Here is a 14,878-nt window from a genome sequence, read left to right as displayed (position 1 = left end):
GGGGATCAGCCGTGGCGGCGGGGCTTGCCGCCCTTCGCGCCGCCCTTGGGGCCGCCCTTCGCGCCGCCGCCGGAGCCACCGCTGCGGGGGTTCTTGCCCGCGGTCCTGCCGCCCGTCTTTCCGGCGGCGGGCTTGCGCCGCGCGCCGCCGCCCGCGTCGCCCTTGCGGGGGGCGGACTTGGCACCGCTCCTGGACTTCTGCTGATCGGCGGCCGGCGCCGCGCCGCGCCCGCGCGTGCTGTTGACCGTCCGGCCGCGCACGATGCCGATGAAGTCCTCGACCAGATCGGTGGTCCGGTCCTCGGGCCAGGCCAGCGCCACACGGGACTCGGGGGTGTCCGTGACCGTCCGGTAGGTGAGGTCCTTGCGGTGGTGGAGCCGCGCGAGGGACTGCGGGACGAGCACGACGCCGATGCCCGCGGCGACCAGTTCGACCGCGTCCGCGGTGGTCGCGGGGCGTTCCAGCGCGTGCCTGCCCGGCAGCTTCTCCCAGTCCAGCGGGTCGTCGAGGGGGTGCAGCACGATGTCGTCGTCGAGGTCCCCGGGGGAGATCTGCTCGACCGCGGCGACGATGTGGTCCTTCGGGACCACGACCACCGTCGTCTCGGTGTAGAGCGGGATCGCGCTCAGGTCCTCCTGATCGACCGGCAGCCGGACGAAGCCCGCGTCCACGTCGCCGGCGCGCAGCAGCTCGTAGATCTCGTCGGGGGAGGCCGGGACGAGGGACAGGGGCACGTCGGGCAGCCGCTCGTGCCAGATCCGCACCCACTTCGAGGGGGTCACCCCAGGAACGTAGGCGAGCCTGAAGGAAGGGGATGCGTCGGAGCCGGTCACCCCGTCAGGTTACCCGGCGCGGTCCGGCGGTCTCACCCGCGATGGTCGGCGGTCGCTCGCGCGCTCGATACCCTGGACCCATGAGTTCGCACCAGACCACCCAGACGATGAAGCCCGCCACGGCGGCGAAGAAGCTGGGTGTGTACCTCGAGGCCACCCCCGCCGAGTTCCAGGAGGGTGTCGTCTCCCGTGCCGAGCTGAACGCGCTGCAGGCCGACCCGCCCGAGTGGCTCCAGGAGCTGCGCCGCAACGGTCCGCACCCGCGTCCGGTCGTGGCGTCCCGGCTCGGCGTCTCCATCGCGGGTCTCGCCCGCGGCGGCGTCAGCGAGGCGCTCACCACCGAGCAGATCGACGCGCTCAGGGACGAGGACCCCGAGTGGCTGCGCCGTGAGCGTGCCACCCAGGCCGAGGTCCGCAAGGAAGCCGCCCGTATCAAGGAGAAGCACGCGGAGCAGGCCGCCAAGCACTCCTGACCCGTATCCGACCGGTCCGGCCGCCTCGTGGGGCGGTCGAGCCCCGGACGACGACCGCCCCCCAGCCGTTGACGGCTGGGGGGCGGTCGTCGTATGCCGGTCATTGATCGCAACAGGATTGCATAAACGTGCATGGAAACGTATAGTCATGCCATCTAGGAGGAGGGTTCCATGACGGTACGCGCGGCAGTGGCGGGAGCGAGTGGATACGCGGGCGGGGAACTGCTGCGTCTGCTCCTGACGCACCCCGAGATCGAGATCGGAGCCCTGACCGGCAACTCCAACGCGGGCCAGCGGCTCGGCGCGCTCCAGCCGCACCTGCTGCCGCTCGCCGACCGCGTCCTCGCGGAGACCACCCCCGAGGTGCTCGCCGGGCACGACGTGGTGTTCCTCGCGCTGCCCCACGGGCAGTCCGCCGCCGTCGCCGAACAGCTCGGCCCCGACGTCCTGGTCGTCGACATGGGCGCCGACTTCCGGCTCAAGAACCCGGCCGACTGGGAGCGGTTCTACGCCTCCGCGCACGCCGGGACCTGGCCCTACGGCCTCCCCGAACTGCCGGGTGCCCGCGCCGCGCTGGAGGGGTCCAAGCGCATCGCGGTGCCCGGTTGCTATCCGACGGCCGCCTCCCTGGCCCTCTTCCCGGCGTACGCGGACGGACTCGCGGAGAACGAGGCCGTGATCGTCGCCGCCTCCGGCACCTCGGGAGCCGGCAAGGCGCCCAAGGCGCACCTCCTCGGCAGCGAGGTCATGGGGTCGATGACCCCGTACGGCGTCGGAGGCGTCCACCGGCACACCCCCGAGATGATCCAGAACCTCAGCGCGGCGGCCGGGGAGAGCGTCACCGTCTCCTTCACGCCGACGCTCGCGCCGATGCCCCGCGGCATCCTCGCGACGTGCAGCGCCAAGGCGAAGCCCGGGGTCACCGCCGAGGCCGTCCGCGCCGCCTACGAGAAGGCCTTCGCCGACGAGCCGTTCGTCCACCTGCTCCCCGAGGGACAGTGGCCCGCCACCGCGTCCGTCTACGGTTCCAACGCCGTTCAGATCCAGGTCGCGTACGACGCCGCCGCGCACCGCATCATCGCGGTCAGCGCCATCGACAACCTGACCAAGGGCACCGCGGGCGGTGCCGTCCAGAGCATGAACCTCGCGCTCGGCCTGCCCGAGGAGCTGGGGCTCTCCACGATCGGAGTCGCACCGTGAGTGTCACGGCAGCACAGGGATTCACGGCGGCGGGAATCGCCGCCGGAATCAAGGAGAACGGCAACCCGGACCTGGCCCTCGTGGTCAACACCGGGCCCCGCCGCGCCGCCGCGGGCGTCTTCACCTCCAACCGCGTCAAGGCCGCCCCGGTCCTCTGGTCGGAGCAGGTCCTCACGTCCGGCGAGCTGACCGCCGTCGTCCTCAACTCCGGTGGCGCCAACGCCTGTACGGGCCCCAAGGGCTTCCAGGACACCCACGCCACCGCCGAGAAGGTCGCCGAGGCGCTCGGCGACACCGGGGCCGGCAGCGTCGCCGTGTGCTCGACCGGTCTCATCGGTGTCCTGCTGCCGATGGACCGGCTGCTTCCCGGCGTCGATCTGGCCGTCGCCCAGCTCAGCCCGCACGGCGGCGAGAAGGCCGCCATCGCCATCAAGACCACGGACACCGTGCACAAGACGTCCGTCGCGGAGCGGGCCGGCTGGACCGTCGGCGGCATGGCCAAGGGCGCCGGCATGCTCGCCCCGGGCCTCGCCACCATGCTCGTCGTGCTCACCACCGACGCGGACGTGCCCGGCGAGGCCCTCGACCGGGCCCTGCGCGACGCCACCCGCACGACCTTCGACCGCGTCGACTCCGACGGCTGCATGTCGACCAACGACACCGTGCTGCTGCTGGCCTCCGGAGCCAGTGGAGTCACCCCGGAGTACGCGGAGTTCGCCGAGGCCGTGCGCGAGGTCTGCGACGACCTCGGACAGCAGCTCATCCGCGACGCCGAGGGCGCGACCAAGGACATCAGGATCGAGGTCGTGGGCGCCGCGACCGAGGACGACGCCGTCGAGGTGGGCCGCTCCATCGCCCGCAACAACCTCCTCAAGTGCGCCCTCCACGGCGAGGACCCCAACTGGGGACGGGTGCTGTCCGCGATCGGCACCACGAAGGCCGCCTTCGAACCGGACCGGCTGAACGTCGCCATCAACGGCGTATGGGTCTGCAAGAACGGCGGTGTCGGCGAGGACCGCGACCGCGTCGACATGCGCTACCGCGAGGTCCACGTCGTCGCCGACCTCGCCGCGGGCGACGCCACGGCAACGATCTGGACCAACGACCTCACCGCCGACTACGTCCACGAGAACAGCGCGTACTCCTCATGAGCAATGTGACCCGCAAGCACACCGCTCTGCCCAAGGCGCAGATCCTCATCGAGGCACTGCCCTGGCTCACCCGGCACCGCGGCAAGACCGTCGTCGTCAAGTTCGGCGGCAACGCCATGATCGACGGCGACCTCAAGGCGGCCTTCGCGCAGGACATCGTCTTCCTGCACCACGCGGGCCTCAAGCCCGTCGTCGTGCACGGCGGCGGCCCGCAGATCAGCGCCGCCCTCGACCGGCACGGCATCGTCAGCGAGTTCAAGGCCGGCCTGCGCGTCACCACCGAGGACGCGATGGACGTCGTCCGCATGGTGCTCGCCGGGCAGGTCCAGCGCGAGCTGGTCGGCCTGCTCAACGAACACGGACCGCTCGCCGTCGGCCTCACCGGCGAGGACGCGCACACCATCACCGCAACCAAGCACCAGCCCACGATCGACGGCCAGTTGGTCGACATCGGGCGGGTGGGCGAGATCACCGCGATCGACACGGGCGCGATCGAGGCTCTGCTCGCCGACGGCCGCATCCCGGTCGTCTCCTCGATCGCCCGGAGCCAGGACGACGGACATGTCTACAACGTCAATGCTGATACGGCGGCTGCGGCACTCGCTGCTGCGCTGGGGGCCGAGACCCTCATGGTCCTCACGGACGTCGAGGGCCTCTACGAGGACTGGCCGAACAGCGACGAGGTGATCAGCCGCCTCACCGCTTCCCAGCTGGAGAAACTCCTTCCCGAGCTGGCCAGCGGCATGGTGCCGAAGATGGAGGGCTGTCTGCACGCCGTACGCAACGGCGTCACGACCGCCCGGGTCATCGACGGCCGGGTCCAGCACTCGATCCTGCTGGAGATCTTCACCGACGAGGGCATCGGCACGATGGTCGTGCCGGACGACGAGGAAGCGGGGGACGCAGCATGACCGGCAGCGCCACGAACGCAGAGCTCACCGAGCGGTGGCAGGGCTCACTGATGGACAACTACGGCACCCCGCGCCTGCCGCTCGTCCGCGGTGCCGGCACGCAACTGTGGGACGCCGACGGCACGCGGTACCTCGACTTCGTCGGCGGCATCGCGGTCAACGCCCTCGGCCACGGCCACCCGGCGATCGTCGAGGCCGTGAGCCGCCAGATCGGCGAACTCGGCCACGTCTCCAACCTCTTCGTCGCCGAACCGCCCGTCACCCTCGCCGAACGGCTCCTCCAACTCTTCGGCCGCGAAGGCCGGGTGTACTTCTGCAACTCCGGGGCCGAGGCCAACGAGGGCGCCTTCAAGATCGGCCGGCTGACCGGCCGGACCCACATGGTCGCCACCACCGGCGGCTTCCACGGCCGCACCATGGGCGCGCTCGCCCTCACCGGCCAGCCCGGCAAGCGGGAGCCCTTCCTGCCGCTGCCCGGCGACGTCACGCACGTCCCCTACGGCGACCCGCAGGCCCTCGCGGAAGCGGTCACCCCGGACACGGCCCTGGTCGTCATCGAGCCCATCCAGGGCGAGAACGGCGTGGTCGTGCCGCCGCCCGGCTATCTGAAGGCGGCCCGCGCGATCACGGCGGCCAACGGCGCGCTGCTCGTCCTGGACGAGGTGCAGACCGGGATCGGCCGCACCGGCCACTGGTTCGAGTACCAGGCCCACGAAGGTGTCCTGCCCGACATCGTCACGCTCGCCAAGGGACTCGGCGGCGGCCTTCCCCTCGGCGCCACCGTCGCGTTCGGCCGCGCCGCCACCCTGCTGAAGCCCGGTCACCACGGCACGACCTTCGGCGGCAACCCGGTCGTCTGCGCCGCCGGACTCGCCGTGCTCGACACGATCGAGTCCGAGGGCCTCCTGGAGAACGTGAAGCGCGCCGGCGAGAAGCTGCGCGACGGAATCGAGGGCACCGACGGCGGAGCCCGCCACCCGCTCGTCGACCATGTCCGGGGTGCGGGCCTGCTCCTGGGTATCGTGCTCACCGAGCCGCTCGCGCCCCAGGTGCAGCAGGCGGCTCAGGACGCCGGTTTCCTGGTGAACGCGCCCGCCCCCGATGTCGTACGGCTGATGCCGCCGCTGAACCTGGGCGATGACGAGGTGGACGCGTTCCTCCAGGCGCTTCCCGGCATCCTCGACGCAGCCAACGGGGACGGATGATCCCGGGAAATGGGACGACGACGATGAGCCAGGCGCAGGACCACGAGCCAGCAGGGCCTGCCGTGCCGCAGACCCGCACCGCACGCCACCGCCGGATCGTGGACATCCTCAACCGGCAGCCGGTGCGCTCGCAGAGCCAGTTGGCGAAGCTCCTCGCCGACGACGGGCTGAACGTCACACAGGCGACGCTCTCCCGGGACCTCGACGAGCTGAACGCGGTGAAGATCCGCAACAACGACGGCGACCTCATCTACGCGGTGCCGAGCGAGGGCGGTTTCCGTACACCGCGCGCGCCGCTGGGGGAGTCGGCCAAGGAGGAGCGGATGCGGCGGCTCTCCTCGGAGCTGCTGATCTCCGCGGAGGCCTCGGCGAACCTCGTGGTCCTGCGCACCCCGCCCGGGGCCGCGCAGTTCCTCGCCTCGGCGATCGACCAGGCGGAACTGCACGACATCCTCGGCACGATCGCCGGGGACGACACCCTGCTGCTGATCAGCCGGGGCCCGACCGGCGGTCAGGCACTCGCCGACCACCTGCTGCGGCTCGCGCAGAACGCCCACTGAGACCGGCGGCGACCCGGCCGGTCGTCACGGACACGTACGAGGAGGCGCGCCCCACAGCGGGGCGCGCCTCCTCGTACGTGGGTCTCGCCGGTCACCCCAGGCGCCGGGCCAGCCCGCCCGTGCACCGGACCTCGTCGCCCGCCGTGACGAGCAGGCCCTCCACGTCCGGCAGGGACTCCAGCCAGTCCAGACCCGCCCGTGACCCCATCGCGAAAGCCGCGGTGGCCCAGGCGTCCACCCAGGTCAGACGGGGGCCCACCACCGTCACGGCCAGCAGGTCGGTGACCGCGGGCCTGCCGGTGCGGGGGTCGACGATGTGCGCACCGCGTTCGGCGGTTCCGGAGGTCGCCACGGCCAGCTCGTCGGCCCCGGCCGCGGAGACGACAGCGGCCAGCGAACCCGGGCGGAGCGGGTCCGACACCCCGATCCGCCAGGGCCGGTGCGAGCCCGGGACGCCGCACAGTTGGACGTCACCGCCGCCGTTGACGCTCACCCCGCTCGCCCCGGCCTCGGTGAGCCGCAGGGCCGCGCGTTCGGCCGCCCAGCCCTTGACGATCCCCGTCGGGTCCAGCCGGCCCTCGTACCGTGTGCTGAACCAGCCGTCGCTGATCCGCTCCGCCTCGGCGCCCAGGCCGAGCACCTCGGCGACCTCCTCGTCGCACTCCTCGGCGGTCAGCTCCCCGCGCACCAGGCGCGAGATCTGGCTGTCGTCCCGGTAGGTGCTGAACACCTCGTCCACCCGGTGCAGTTGGGCGACGGCCTCCTCCAGCGCGGCCCGGACGGTCTCCGGGTCCCCGCCGCGCACGTCGAAGGAGAACACCGTGCCCATGACCTCCTCGGCGTGCCGCAGAGCGGGCGGTGCCTCCTCGGCGGGCTCAGCCACCGGCCTTGTCCAGCGCCGACTGGAGGGACTTCTTGTAGCCGCCGGAGGTGTAGGTCGCCCCGGAGACGGCGTCGATGTCGGCACTGCCCGCCGCGACGGCCTCCTGGTTCAGCTTCGGCACGGCGTCGGCGGTGACCTGCGTGCTGCGCCCGCCGCTCGGCGCCTGGACCGTCTCCGCCTTCGTGATCTTCGTACCGGCGAGCACGAGGCGGACCTGGACCGGGCCGTACTCGGTCCGGGCGACGTTCCCGGTGATGACGCGGGTCTGGGTGGCGGGCGCCTTGCCGGCCGGCGCCTTCGGTGAGGTGGACGCCCCCGCGGAACCCGAACCGCCGCCGGTCGCCTTCGCCTTGTCCAGCGCCGACTGGAGGGACTTCTTGTAGCCGCCGGAGGTGTAGGTCGCCCCGGAGACGGCGTCGATGTCGGCGCTCTGCGCGGCGACCGTCGCCTTGTTGAGCCGGGGAACGGCCAGGGCGGTCTTCTGGTCGCTGGTCCCGCCCTGCGGGGCCTGGACCGCGTCGGCCTTGACGATCCTGCCGTCGCTCAGCGACAACCGGACCTGGACCGGGCCGTACTCGGTCTTCACCACGTCGCCGGTGACGGTCCGGGTACCGGTCTGCTGAGCGCTGCCGCCCTGCGGCGACTCCTGCCCGGCCACCGTCTGCTGGGGTGCCGCGCCGCCCTGCGCCGACGCGGCGGCCGGATCGCCCGCCGGTTTGAGCGACAGCAGCAGTACGATCCCGGACACGGTGGCGGCGGCGGCGAGCATGGTGCGCCGTATGGGGTGACTCTTCTTCATCGCTCCTGACTCCCGTCGCTCACATCTCGAACGACTCGTGATGGATGCGGCGGGCGGGAACCCCCGCGCCGCGCAGTGCGTCGTACACCTGCTGCGCGAAACCGGGCGGCCCGCACATGAAGACGTCGTGCCGTTCGATGTCCGGCAGCTTGCGGCGCAGGGTGTCCGCCGAGATGTCCGGGCGCTCCCCCTCGGGGCTGTTCACCGCGTACATCAGCCGGGCCCCGCGCTCCTTGGAGATCGAGGCCAGCTCGTCCCACAGGGCCAGGTCCTGGGTGCTGTTGGCGCGGTAGAGGAGCGTGATGTCGCCGGACGCGCCGGGGAGGGTCTCGAACAGGGCCCGCATCGGGGTGATGCCCACGCCGCCCGCCACCAGCAGGACCTTGCCGCGGCTGCGCTTGCCCGCGGTCAGCGCGCCGTACGGGCCCTCGGCCCAGACCCGGGTGCCCGGCTCCAGGTCGCGCAGGGCGGCGCTGTGGTCGCCGATCGCCTTGACGGTGATGCGCAGCATGTTCGGGCGGGGCGCCGCCGACAGCGAGTACGGGTGGGAGCTGAGCCGCATACCGGGCGCCAGGAACCGCCAGCGGAAGAACTGCCCCGCCTCGGCGCCCATCCGGTGCAGCTTGCGCCCGCTGATCAGCACCGACACGATGCCGGGCGTCTCCTCGATGACGGCCTCGACGCGCATCCGGTGCTTCACGTTCAGCCGGATCGGCGAGAGGATCCGGTACCAGAGCACGAGCGCGGTCACCGAGCCGTACAGCCCGTACCAGACGGTCTTGGCGACCGGTTCCACGGCGAAGTCGTTCCCGGTGGACAGCTGGTGCCAGAACGTCAGGAACACCGCGGCGTACGTCAGCAGATGGACGTGGTACCAGGTGTCGTACGGGATGAGCCGGCGGACCGGGCCGACGGAGATGAAGCCGATGAGCACCAGCAGACCGGTGCCGATCGCGGCCTTGCCCATGTCGGGGAGCTGGTCGACCGAGTCGATCGTCTGCTGCACGATCGCGCCGAGCCCCTTCCCGGACTGCAGGGCGTAGCCCCACATGGTCAGGAAGAGGTGGGCGAGGACCAGGGAGATCGTGTAGCGGCCGGTCATCGCGTGCCAGCGTGCCACGCGGTCGGAGCCCACCCGGCGTTCGAGAGCGGGGACGCGAGCCATCTGCAGCACCACGAGCGCCATCAGGTATCCGGCGAGCAGACCGGTGATCCGGCCCGCGTTCAGGATCCTGCTGTTGTCGTCGGCGATGGACGGAGTGTTGTTCCACCACAGCCAGATCACCCCGGCGGCGCCCGCCCAGACGGCGAGCAGCAGGGGGACGGCGGGCGAGCGGCGTGGGCGGATGCGGCGCATGGTCTGGCGCCGCGCGGCGCGGCCACCGGCGATCGTGGACACGGTTCCTCCGTGTTCGTCCGTGGGGACGGGGCGAGGGGAGTGGCCCCCTGGCCCACAGATACGGTCCACGACGCCCGTGCGTTCACCCGTCGCACGGACTTGGCTGCGGAACTTCAGTACCGTGTCAGGGCGGTGGGCCCGCTCGCGGTGCCGATGGCGATGTGCGGGCTGCGGGCCGGGTCCGCCCAGGTGAGCAGGCGCCGCATCGTGTCCGCCGGCACGGACACGCAACCGGCCGTCGGCCCGCTCCCGTTGACGTGCAGGAAGATCCCGGCGCCGCGTCCGCGCACCGGGCGCGCGTAGTTGAACCCGATGACGAAGGCGTGCGCGTACTGCTTCTCGTAGGCGACCAGGTGCTCGGACTCGGTGGCCCGGCAGTCCGCGGGGCGCGGTTCGGTCCACCGGTTGTACGACCGGGACCCGTTGTCCTGGCACCACCAGGAGTCCTGCCGCACCGGGCGGTAGGGCACCGAGGTCCCGCCCGGTGCGGGGCTGGTCCCGAACGCGTACGGCAGGTCGTACAGGCCGGTGGGGGTCGTGTTCGTGCCCTGGCGCCGCGCGCCGCCCTCGACGAGCCCCTTCGCGCCGAAGCGCGCGGGGGCGGAACCCGTCCGCACCCACCGTCCGCCCCGCCGGTCCCACCAGGTGAGCGTCCCCGACGTGGCGTTCCCGGCCGGGGCACGGGCGGTGAGGAGCTGGGTGCCGCCGCCGGTGTCGGCCATCAGCTCGGGCAGTTCGCGCGCCGGCGGCCCGCCCGGGGCCAGGGCGAGCAGGGACGCGGACGCGAGGGCGACGGCTCCGAGGCGCATGGCTCAGACCGTACTGGGGGGCAACGGCAGCGGCAGCCCGGGCAGGCCGTCAAGGCTCGTCGCGATGTGCTCCTTCTTGGTGAAATACGCGTCCAGGGAGGCGTCGTCCTCCCGGGCGAACCGTCTGCCGTGCAGATCGCGGTCCTCCTCGTAGGCCATGAAGGGGACGGCGTAGCCGCAGGAGTCGCGGACGGTCTCGGCGGTCACGACGATGACCGCGCGCAGGCCGTGCAGCGTCGGGTCGATGTCGGGGAAATGGCTGACGAGTTCCGTGAAGCGCGGGTCGTCCCGGAAGACGGGTTCGCCGCGGCCGTGCACCCGCACGATGTTGGGCGGCCCCTGGAAGGCACACCACATCAGGGTGATCCGGCCGTTCTCGCGCAGGTGCGCGATGGTCTCGGCGGTGCTTCCCGCGAAGTCCAGATAGGCGACGGTCAGCTCGTCGAGCACGACGAAGGAACCGGAGAGGCCCTTGGGGGACAGGTTGACGGTGCCGTCCCCGGACAGCGGGGCGGTGGCGGTGAAGAAGAGGGGCTGTGCCTCGATGAACGTTCGGAGGCGGCCGTCGATGCGCTCATAAGTCTTTCCCATGTCTAACGATTATGGTGGAAGATCTTTCGCTCGTCTAAGGATTTCGCGCGCCCCGGCACCCTCGAACTTCCGGGCCGCCCCCCGGATCGCGTTGACGAACCATGCAGAGTGCTGCATACTCATGCATGTCAGCGAATGCAGTGTGAGGAGAATCCCGTGACCGAGCGCGTCGTACTCGCCTACTCGGGCGGTCTGGACACCTCCGTCGCCATCGGCTGGATCGCCGAGGAGACGGGCGCCGAGGTCATCGCCGTAGCGGTCGATGTCGGCCAGGGTGGCGAGGACCTGGACGTCATCCGCAAGCGCGCCCTCGCGTGCGGCGCCGTCGAGGCCGAGGTCGCGGACGCCAAGGACGAGTTCGCCGACGAGTACTGCCTCCCGGCGATCAAGGCCAACGCCCTCTACATGGACCGCTACCCGCTGGTCTCCGCCCTCTCCCGGCCGACGATCGTCAAGCACCTCGTCGCCGCCGCGCAGAAGCACGGCGCCACCACGGTCGCCCACGGCTGCACCGGCAAGGGCAACGACCAGGTGCGGTTCGAGGCCGGCATCGTCGCCCTCGCCCCGGACCTCAAGTGCATCGCCCCGGTCCGCGACTACGCGATGACCCGGGACAAGGCGATCGCCTTCTGCGAGGAGAAGCAGCTCCCGATCGCCACCACCAAGAAGTCCCCGTACTCCATCGACCAGAACGTCTTCGGACGCGCGGTCGAGACGGGCTTCCTGGAGGACATCTGGAACGCGCCGATCGAGGACATCTACGAGTACACCTCGAACCCCGCCGAGCAGCGCGAGGCCGACGAGGTCGTCATCTCCTTCAAGGAGGGCGTCCCGGTCGCGATCGACGGCAGGCCCGTCAGCGTCCTCCAGGCCATCCAGCAGCTCAACGAGCGCGCCGGCGCCCAGGGCATCGGCCGGATCGACATGGTCGAGGACCGGCTCGTGGGCATCAAGTCCCGCGAGGTGTACGAGGCTCCGGGCGCGATCGCGCTGATCACCGCGCACCAGGAGCTGGAGAACGTCACCGTCGAGCGTGAACTCGCCCGCTACAAGCGGCAGGTCGAGCAGCGCTGGGGCGAGCTGGTCTACGACGGCCAGTGGTTCTCCCCGCTCAAGCGCGCCCTGGACGGCTTCATCTCCGAGGCCAACCAGCACGTCAACGGCGACATCCGGATGATCCTGCACGGCGGTCGCGCGGTCGTCACCGGCCGGCGCTCCGACACCGGGCTCTACGACTTCGACCTCGCGACGTACGACACGGGCGACACCTTCGACCAGGCCGCGGCCAAGGGCTTCATCGACATCTACAGCCTGTCGTCGAAGATCGCCGCCAAGCGGGACCTGGCGTAACGCACAAGGGACTTGGCGTGCCGGTCGTGTCGGCCGTCCCCGAGCACCCCACCCACTAGCCTGACAGCCGCCTCCTCACCCGCGTGAGGAGGCGGTGGCACATCCAACCCCTGCGAGGAGCAACGCAAGTGAGCAGCAACAGCGGTGACGTCCGGCTCTGGGGCGGACGGTTCGCCGACGGTCCCGCCGAGGCCCTGGCCAAGCTGTCCGCGTCGGTCCACTTCGACTGGCGCCTCGCGCCGTACGACATCGCCGGGTCGCGTGCCCACGCGCGCGTGCTGCACGGGGCGGGCCTGCTCACCGAGGACGAGCTCACCCGCATGATCGAGGGCCTCGACCGGCTGGAGGCCGACGTCGCCGACGGCTCGTTCGTCGGCACCATCGCCGACGAGGACGTCCACACCGCCCTGGAGCGCGGCCTGCTGGAGCGCCTCGGCGCGGACCTCGGCGGCAAGCTGCGCGCCGGCCGCTCCCGCAACGACCAGGTGGCCACGCTCTTCCGGATGTACCTGCGCGACCACGCCCGGATCGTCGGCGGCCTGATCGCCGACCTCCAAGAGGCGCTGATCGGTCTCGCGGAGGCCCACCCGGACGTGGCGATGCCCGGCCGCACCCACCTCCAGCACGCCCAGCCGGTGCTCTTCGCCCACCACGTCCTCGCCCACGTCCAGTCCCTGTCCCGGGACGCGGAGCGGCTGTGCCAGTGGGACGAGCGGACCGCCGTCTCGCCGTACGGCTCCGGCGCCCTGGCCGGCTCCTCCCTCGGTCTCGACCCGCAGGCGGTCGCGAAGGACCTCGGCTTCGAGCACGGCAGCGTCGCCAACTCCATCGACGGCACGGCCTCCCGCGACTTCGTGGCGGAGTTCGCCTTCATCACCGCGATGATCGGCGTGAACCTCTCCCGGATCGCCGAGGAGGTCATCATCTGGAACACGAAGGAGTTCTCCTTCGTCACCCTCCACGACGCGTTCTCCACCGGCTCGTCGATCATGCCGCAGAAGAAGAACCCGGACATCGCCGAGCTCGCGCGCGGCAAGTCGGGCCGTCTGATCGGCAACCTCACCGGGCTGATGGCCACGCTCAAGGCGCTGCCCCTCGCGTACAACCGCGACCTCCAGGAGGACAAGGAGCCGGTCTTCGACTCCTGCGACCAGCTGGAGGTCCTGCTCCCCGCCTTCACCGGCATGATGGCCACGCTGACCGTGCACCGCGAGCGCATGGAGGAGCTGGCCCCGGCCGGCTTCTCGCTCGCCACCGACATCGCCGAGTGGCTGGTCAGGCAGGGCGTGCCGTTCCGTGTCGCGCACGAGGTGGCCGGCGAGTGCGTGAAGGTCGCCGAGGCGGACGGCAAGGAGCTGGACGAGCTGACCGACGAGCAGTTCGCCAAGATCTCCCCGCACCTGACACCGCAGGTGCGGTCCGTCCTGAACGTGGCCGGCGCCCTCGCCTCCCGCGACGGCCGCGGCGGCACGGCACCCGCCGCCGTCGCCGTCCAGCTGGCCGACATCAAGGCGAACGTGGCGGACCAGCAGCTCTGGGCGCGGGCCAAGCGGAAGAAGTAGCCCGGGCACGGGTGAGCGGCGCGGGCTGTGCCGCGTCCGGGAGCGGGTGCCGTACGACGGAGGGCGTCGCGGGTTACGTTGGTCCGGAGCCGTAGAGGAGCCGACCGAAACGGAGCCGCGATGCCCTTCGCACGCCTGGCCTCAGCCACGACGCCCACCGCCCGCATCGGTCTGGGCCTCGCCGCCGTCGGCCGCCCCGGCTACATCAACCTCGGTCGCGAGGAGGACCTCCCGGCCGACCGCAGTGTCGACGCCCTGCGCGAGCGCACCCACGAACTCCTCGACGCCGCCTACGCCCAGGGCGTCCGCTACTTCGACGTGGCCCGCTCCTACGGCCGCTCCGAGGAGTTCCTCGCCGACTGGCTGCGCGAGCGCCCCGCCGTCGACGACGTCGTCGTCGGGAGCAAGTGGGGCTACACCTACACCGCCGACTGGCGCACCGACGCCGAGGCGCACGAGGTCAAGGACCACGGCCTCGCCACCTACGAGCGGCAGCGCGCCGAGACCGCCGAGCTGCTCGGCGAACGCCTCGATCTCTACCAGATCCACTCGGTGACCCCGGACAGCCCGGCCCTCACCGACAAGGAGCTGCACGCCGCGCTCGCCGAGGCGGCCGCCGGGGGACTGTCGATCGGCTTCTCCACCAGCGGACCCGCGCAGGCCGACGCGATCCGCGCCGCGCTCGCCGTGACGGTCGACGGCGAACCGCTCTTCCGCACGGTCCAGTCCACCTACAACGTCCTGGAGACCTCGGCCGCGCCCGCGCTCGCCGAGGCCCACGACGCCGGACTGACCGTGATCGTGAAGGAGGGCATGGCGAACGGCCGGCTCGCGGAACCCCACGCGCCCGAGGCGCTGCGCGCGGTCGCCGCCGAGACCGGCCTCGGCTGCGACGCGGTCGCCCTCGCGCTCGTCCTGCGGCAGCCCTGGACCGGCGTGGTGCTCTCGGGCGCCGCCACCGCCAACCAGCTCGCCTCGAACCTGCACGCCGCCGTCGTCGACCTCGGCGACGCCCAGCTCCGCCGGCTCGACGCCCTCGCCGAGGCCCCCCGGGCGTACTGGGAGCGGCGCGGGCAGCTTCCCTGGCACTGACCCGACGTTCCGCCCTCCGGGGCACGTGTGCGGAGCCCTCTCACACGCCGCGCACCCCTC

At 71.8% G+C, this 14,878-nt stretch carries 15 protein-coding genes; 9 read left to right on the top strand and 6 right to left on the bottom strand.

All coding sequences use genetic code 11. The annotated features are described in order from the left end of the window. Positions 1 to 5: 5 nt before the first annotated feature. Positions 6 to 833: a LysR family substrate-binding domain-containing protein gene (locus AB0C62_RS20030; protein ID WP_362974880.1), complete on the bottom strand. Its 828-nt coding sequence runs from the start codon at positions 831 to 833 to the stop codon at positions 6 to 8. 80 nt (positions 834 to 913) lie between these two features. Here AB0C62_RS20030 and AB0C62_RS20025 point away from each other — a divergent pair, with 80 nt between their 5' ends. The 6 genes from AB0C62_RS20025 to AB0C62_RS20000 all read left to right on the top strand — a co-directional run bounded on the left by AB0C62_RS20025 (position 914) and on the right by AB0C62_RS20000 (position 6,333). After that, a complete protein-coding gene (locus tag AB0C62_RS20025) occupies positions 914 to 1,306 on the top strand; it encodes a DUF5997 family protein (RefSeq protein WP_362974878.1) in 393 nt (130 codons plus the stop codon). Positions 1,307 to 1,477: 171 nt separating this feature from the next. After that, positions 1,478 to 2,506 carry an N-acetyl-gamma-glutamyl-phosphate reductase gene (gene argC, locus AB0C62_RS20020; RefSeq protein WP_362974876.1) on the top strand — a complete coding sequence of 343 codons (1,029 nt, stop codon included), beginning with the start codon at positions 1,478 to 1,480 and terminating at the stop codon, positions 2,504 to 2,506. Continuing rightward, entirely contained in the window at positions 2,503 to 3,657 is a 1,155-nt protein-coding gene (gene argJ, locus AB0C62_RS20015; RefSeq protein ID WP_362974874.1) for a bifunctional glutamate N-acetyltransferase/amino-acid acetyltransferase ArgJ, read from the top strand. The genes argC and argJ overlap by 4 nt, the downstream gene beginning before the upstream one ends. Further along, the gene (argB, locus tag AB0C62_RS20010; protein ID WP_362974872.1) at positions 3,654 to 4,568 is read left to right on the top strand and encodes an acetylglutamate kinase; all 915 of its coding nucleotides are present in this window, start codon (positions 3,654 to 3,656) and stop codon (positions 4,566 to 4,568) included. Before argJ ends, argB begins: the two co-directional genes overlap by 4 nt. Then, the gene (locus AB0C62_RS20005) at positions 4,565 to 5,773 is read left to right on the top strand and encodes an acetylornithine transaminase (RefSeq protein ID WP_362974870.1); all 1,209 of its coding nucleotides are present in this window, start codon (positions 4,565 to 4,567) and stop codon (positions 5,771 to 5,773) included. The genes argB and AB0C62_RS20005 overlap by 4 nt, the downstream gene beginning before the upstream one ends. A gap of 23 nt (positions 5,774 to 5,796) precedes the next feature. Then, the gene (locus AB0C62_RS20000) at positions 5,797 to 6,333 is read left to right on the top strand and encodes an arginine repressor (protein ID WP_081223422.1); all 537 of its coding nucleotides are present in this window, start codon (positions 5,797 to 5,799) and stop codon (positions 6,331 to 6,333) included. Positions 6,334 to 6,424: 91 nt separating this feature from the next. Here AB0C62_RS20000 and AB0C62_RS19995 read toward each other — a convergent pair whose 3' ends face one another. The 5 genes from AB0C62_RS19995 to AB0C62_RS19975 all read right to left on the bottom strand — a co-directional run bounded on the left by AB0C62_RS19995 (position 6,425) and on the right by AB0C62_RS19975 (position 10,814). Then, a complete protein-coding gene (locus tag AB0C62_RS19995; RefSeq protein ID WP_362974868.1) occupies positions 6,425 to 7,216 on the bottom strand; it encodes an FAD:protein FMN transferase in 792 nt (263 codons plus the stop codon). Next, positions 7,209 to 8,015 (bottom strand): FMN-binding protein, encoded by an 807-nt coding sequence (locus tag AB0C62_RS19990; protein WP_362974866.1) that lies wholly within the window; start codon positions 8,013 to 8,015, stop codon positions 7,209 to 7,211. Before AB0C62_RS19990 ends, AB0C62_RS19995 begins: the two co-directional genes overlap by 8 nt. A gap of 19 nt (positions 8,016 to 8,034) precedes the next feature. Then, positions 8,035 to 9,372: a ferredoxin reductase family protein gene (locus tag AB0C62_RS19985; protein WP_362974938.1), complete on the bottom strand. Its 1,338-nt coding sequence runs from the start codon at positions 9,370 to 9,372 to the stop codon at positions 8,035 to 8,037. 155 nt (positions 9,373 to 9,527) lie between these two features. Next, on the bottom strand, positions 9,528 to 10,223 hold the full coding sequence (locus AB0C62_RS19980; RefSeq protein WP_362974864.1) for a L,D-transpeptidase family protein: 696 nt from the start codon (positions 10,221 to 10,223) through the stop codon (positions 9,528 to 9,530). Positions 10,224 to 10,226: 3 nt separating this feature from the next. Then, a complete protein-coding gene (locus AB0C62_RS19975; protein ID WP_362974862.1) occupies positions 10,227 to 10,814 on the bottom strand; it encodes a pyridoxamine 5'-phosphate oxidase family protein in 588 nt (195 codons plus the stop codon). Positions 10,815 to 10,970: 156 nt separating this feature from the next. Between AB0C62_RS19975 and AB0C62_RS19970 the strand changes: the two genes are divergently transcribed. The 3 genes from AB0C62_RS19970 to AB0C62_RS19960 all read left to right on the top strand — a co-directional run bounded on the left by AB0C62_RS19970 (position 10,971) and on the right by AB0C62_RS19960 (position 14,818). Then, positions 10,971 to 12,164 (top strand): argininosuccinate synthase, encoded by a 1,194-nt coding sequence (locus AB0C62_RS19970; RefSeq protein WP_362974860.1) that lies wholly within the window; start codon positions 10,971 to 10,973, stop codon positions 12,162 to 12,164. 128 nt (positions 12,165 to 12,292) lie between these two features. Further along, positions 12,293 to 13,726 carry an argininosuccinate lyase gene (gene argH, locus AB0C62_RS19965; protein WP_362974858.1) on the top strand — a complete coding sequence of 478 codons (1,434 nt, stop codon included), beginning with the start codon at positions 12,293 to 12,295 and terminating at the stop codon, positions 13,724 to 13,726. A 120-nt stretch (positions 13,727 to 13,846) separates the two neighbouring features. Then, positions 13,847 to 14,818 (top strand): aldo/keto reductase, encoded by a 972-nt coding sequence (locus AB0C62_RS19960; RefSeq protein WP_362974856.1) that lies wholly within the window; start codon positions 13,847 to 13,849, stop codon positions 14,816 to 14,818. The last annotated feature ends 60 nt before the right edge of the window (positions 14,819 to 14,878 follow it).

This window comes from Streptomyces sp. NPDC048643 (assembly GCF_040650615.1).
GTDB lineage: Bacteria > Actinomycetota > Actinomycetes > Streptomycetales > Streptomycetaceae > Streptomyces.
The sequence above is the reverse complement of the archived record's forward strand: the minus strand, read 5'-3'. Positions and strand labels throughout refer to the sequence as shown.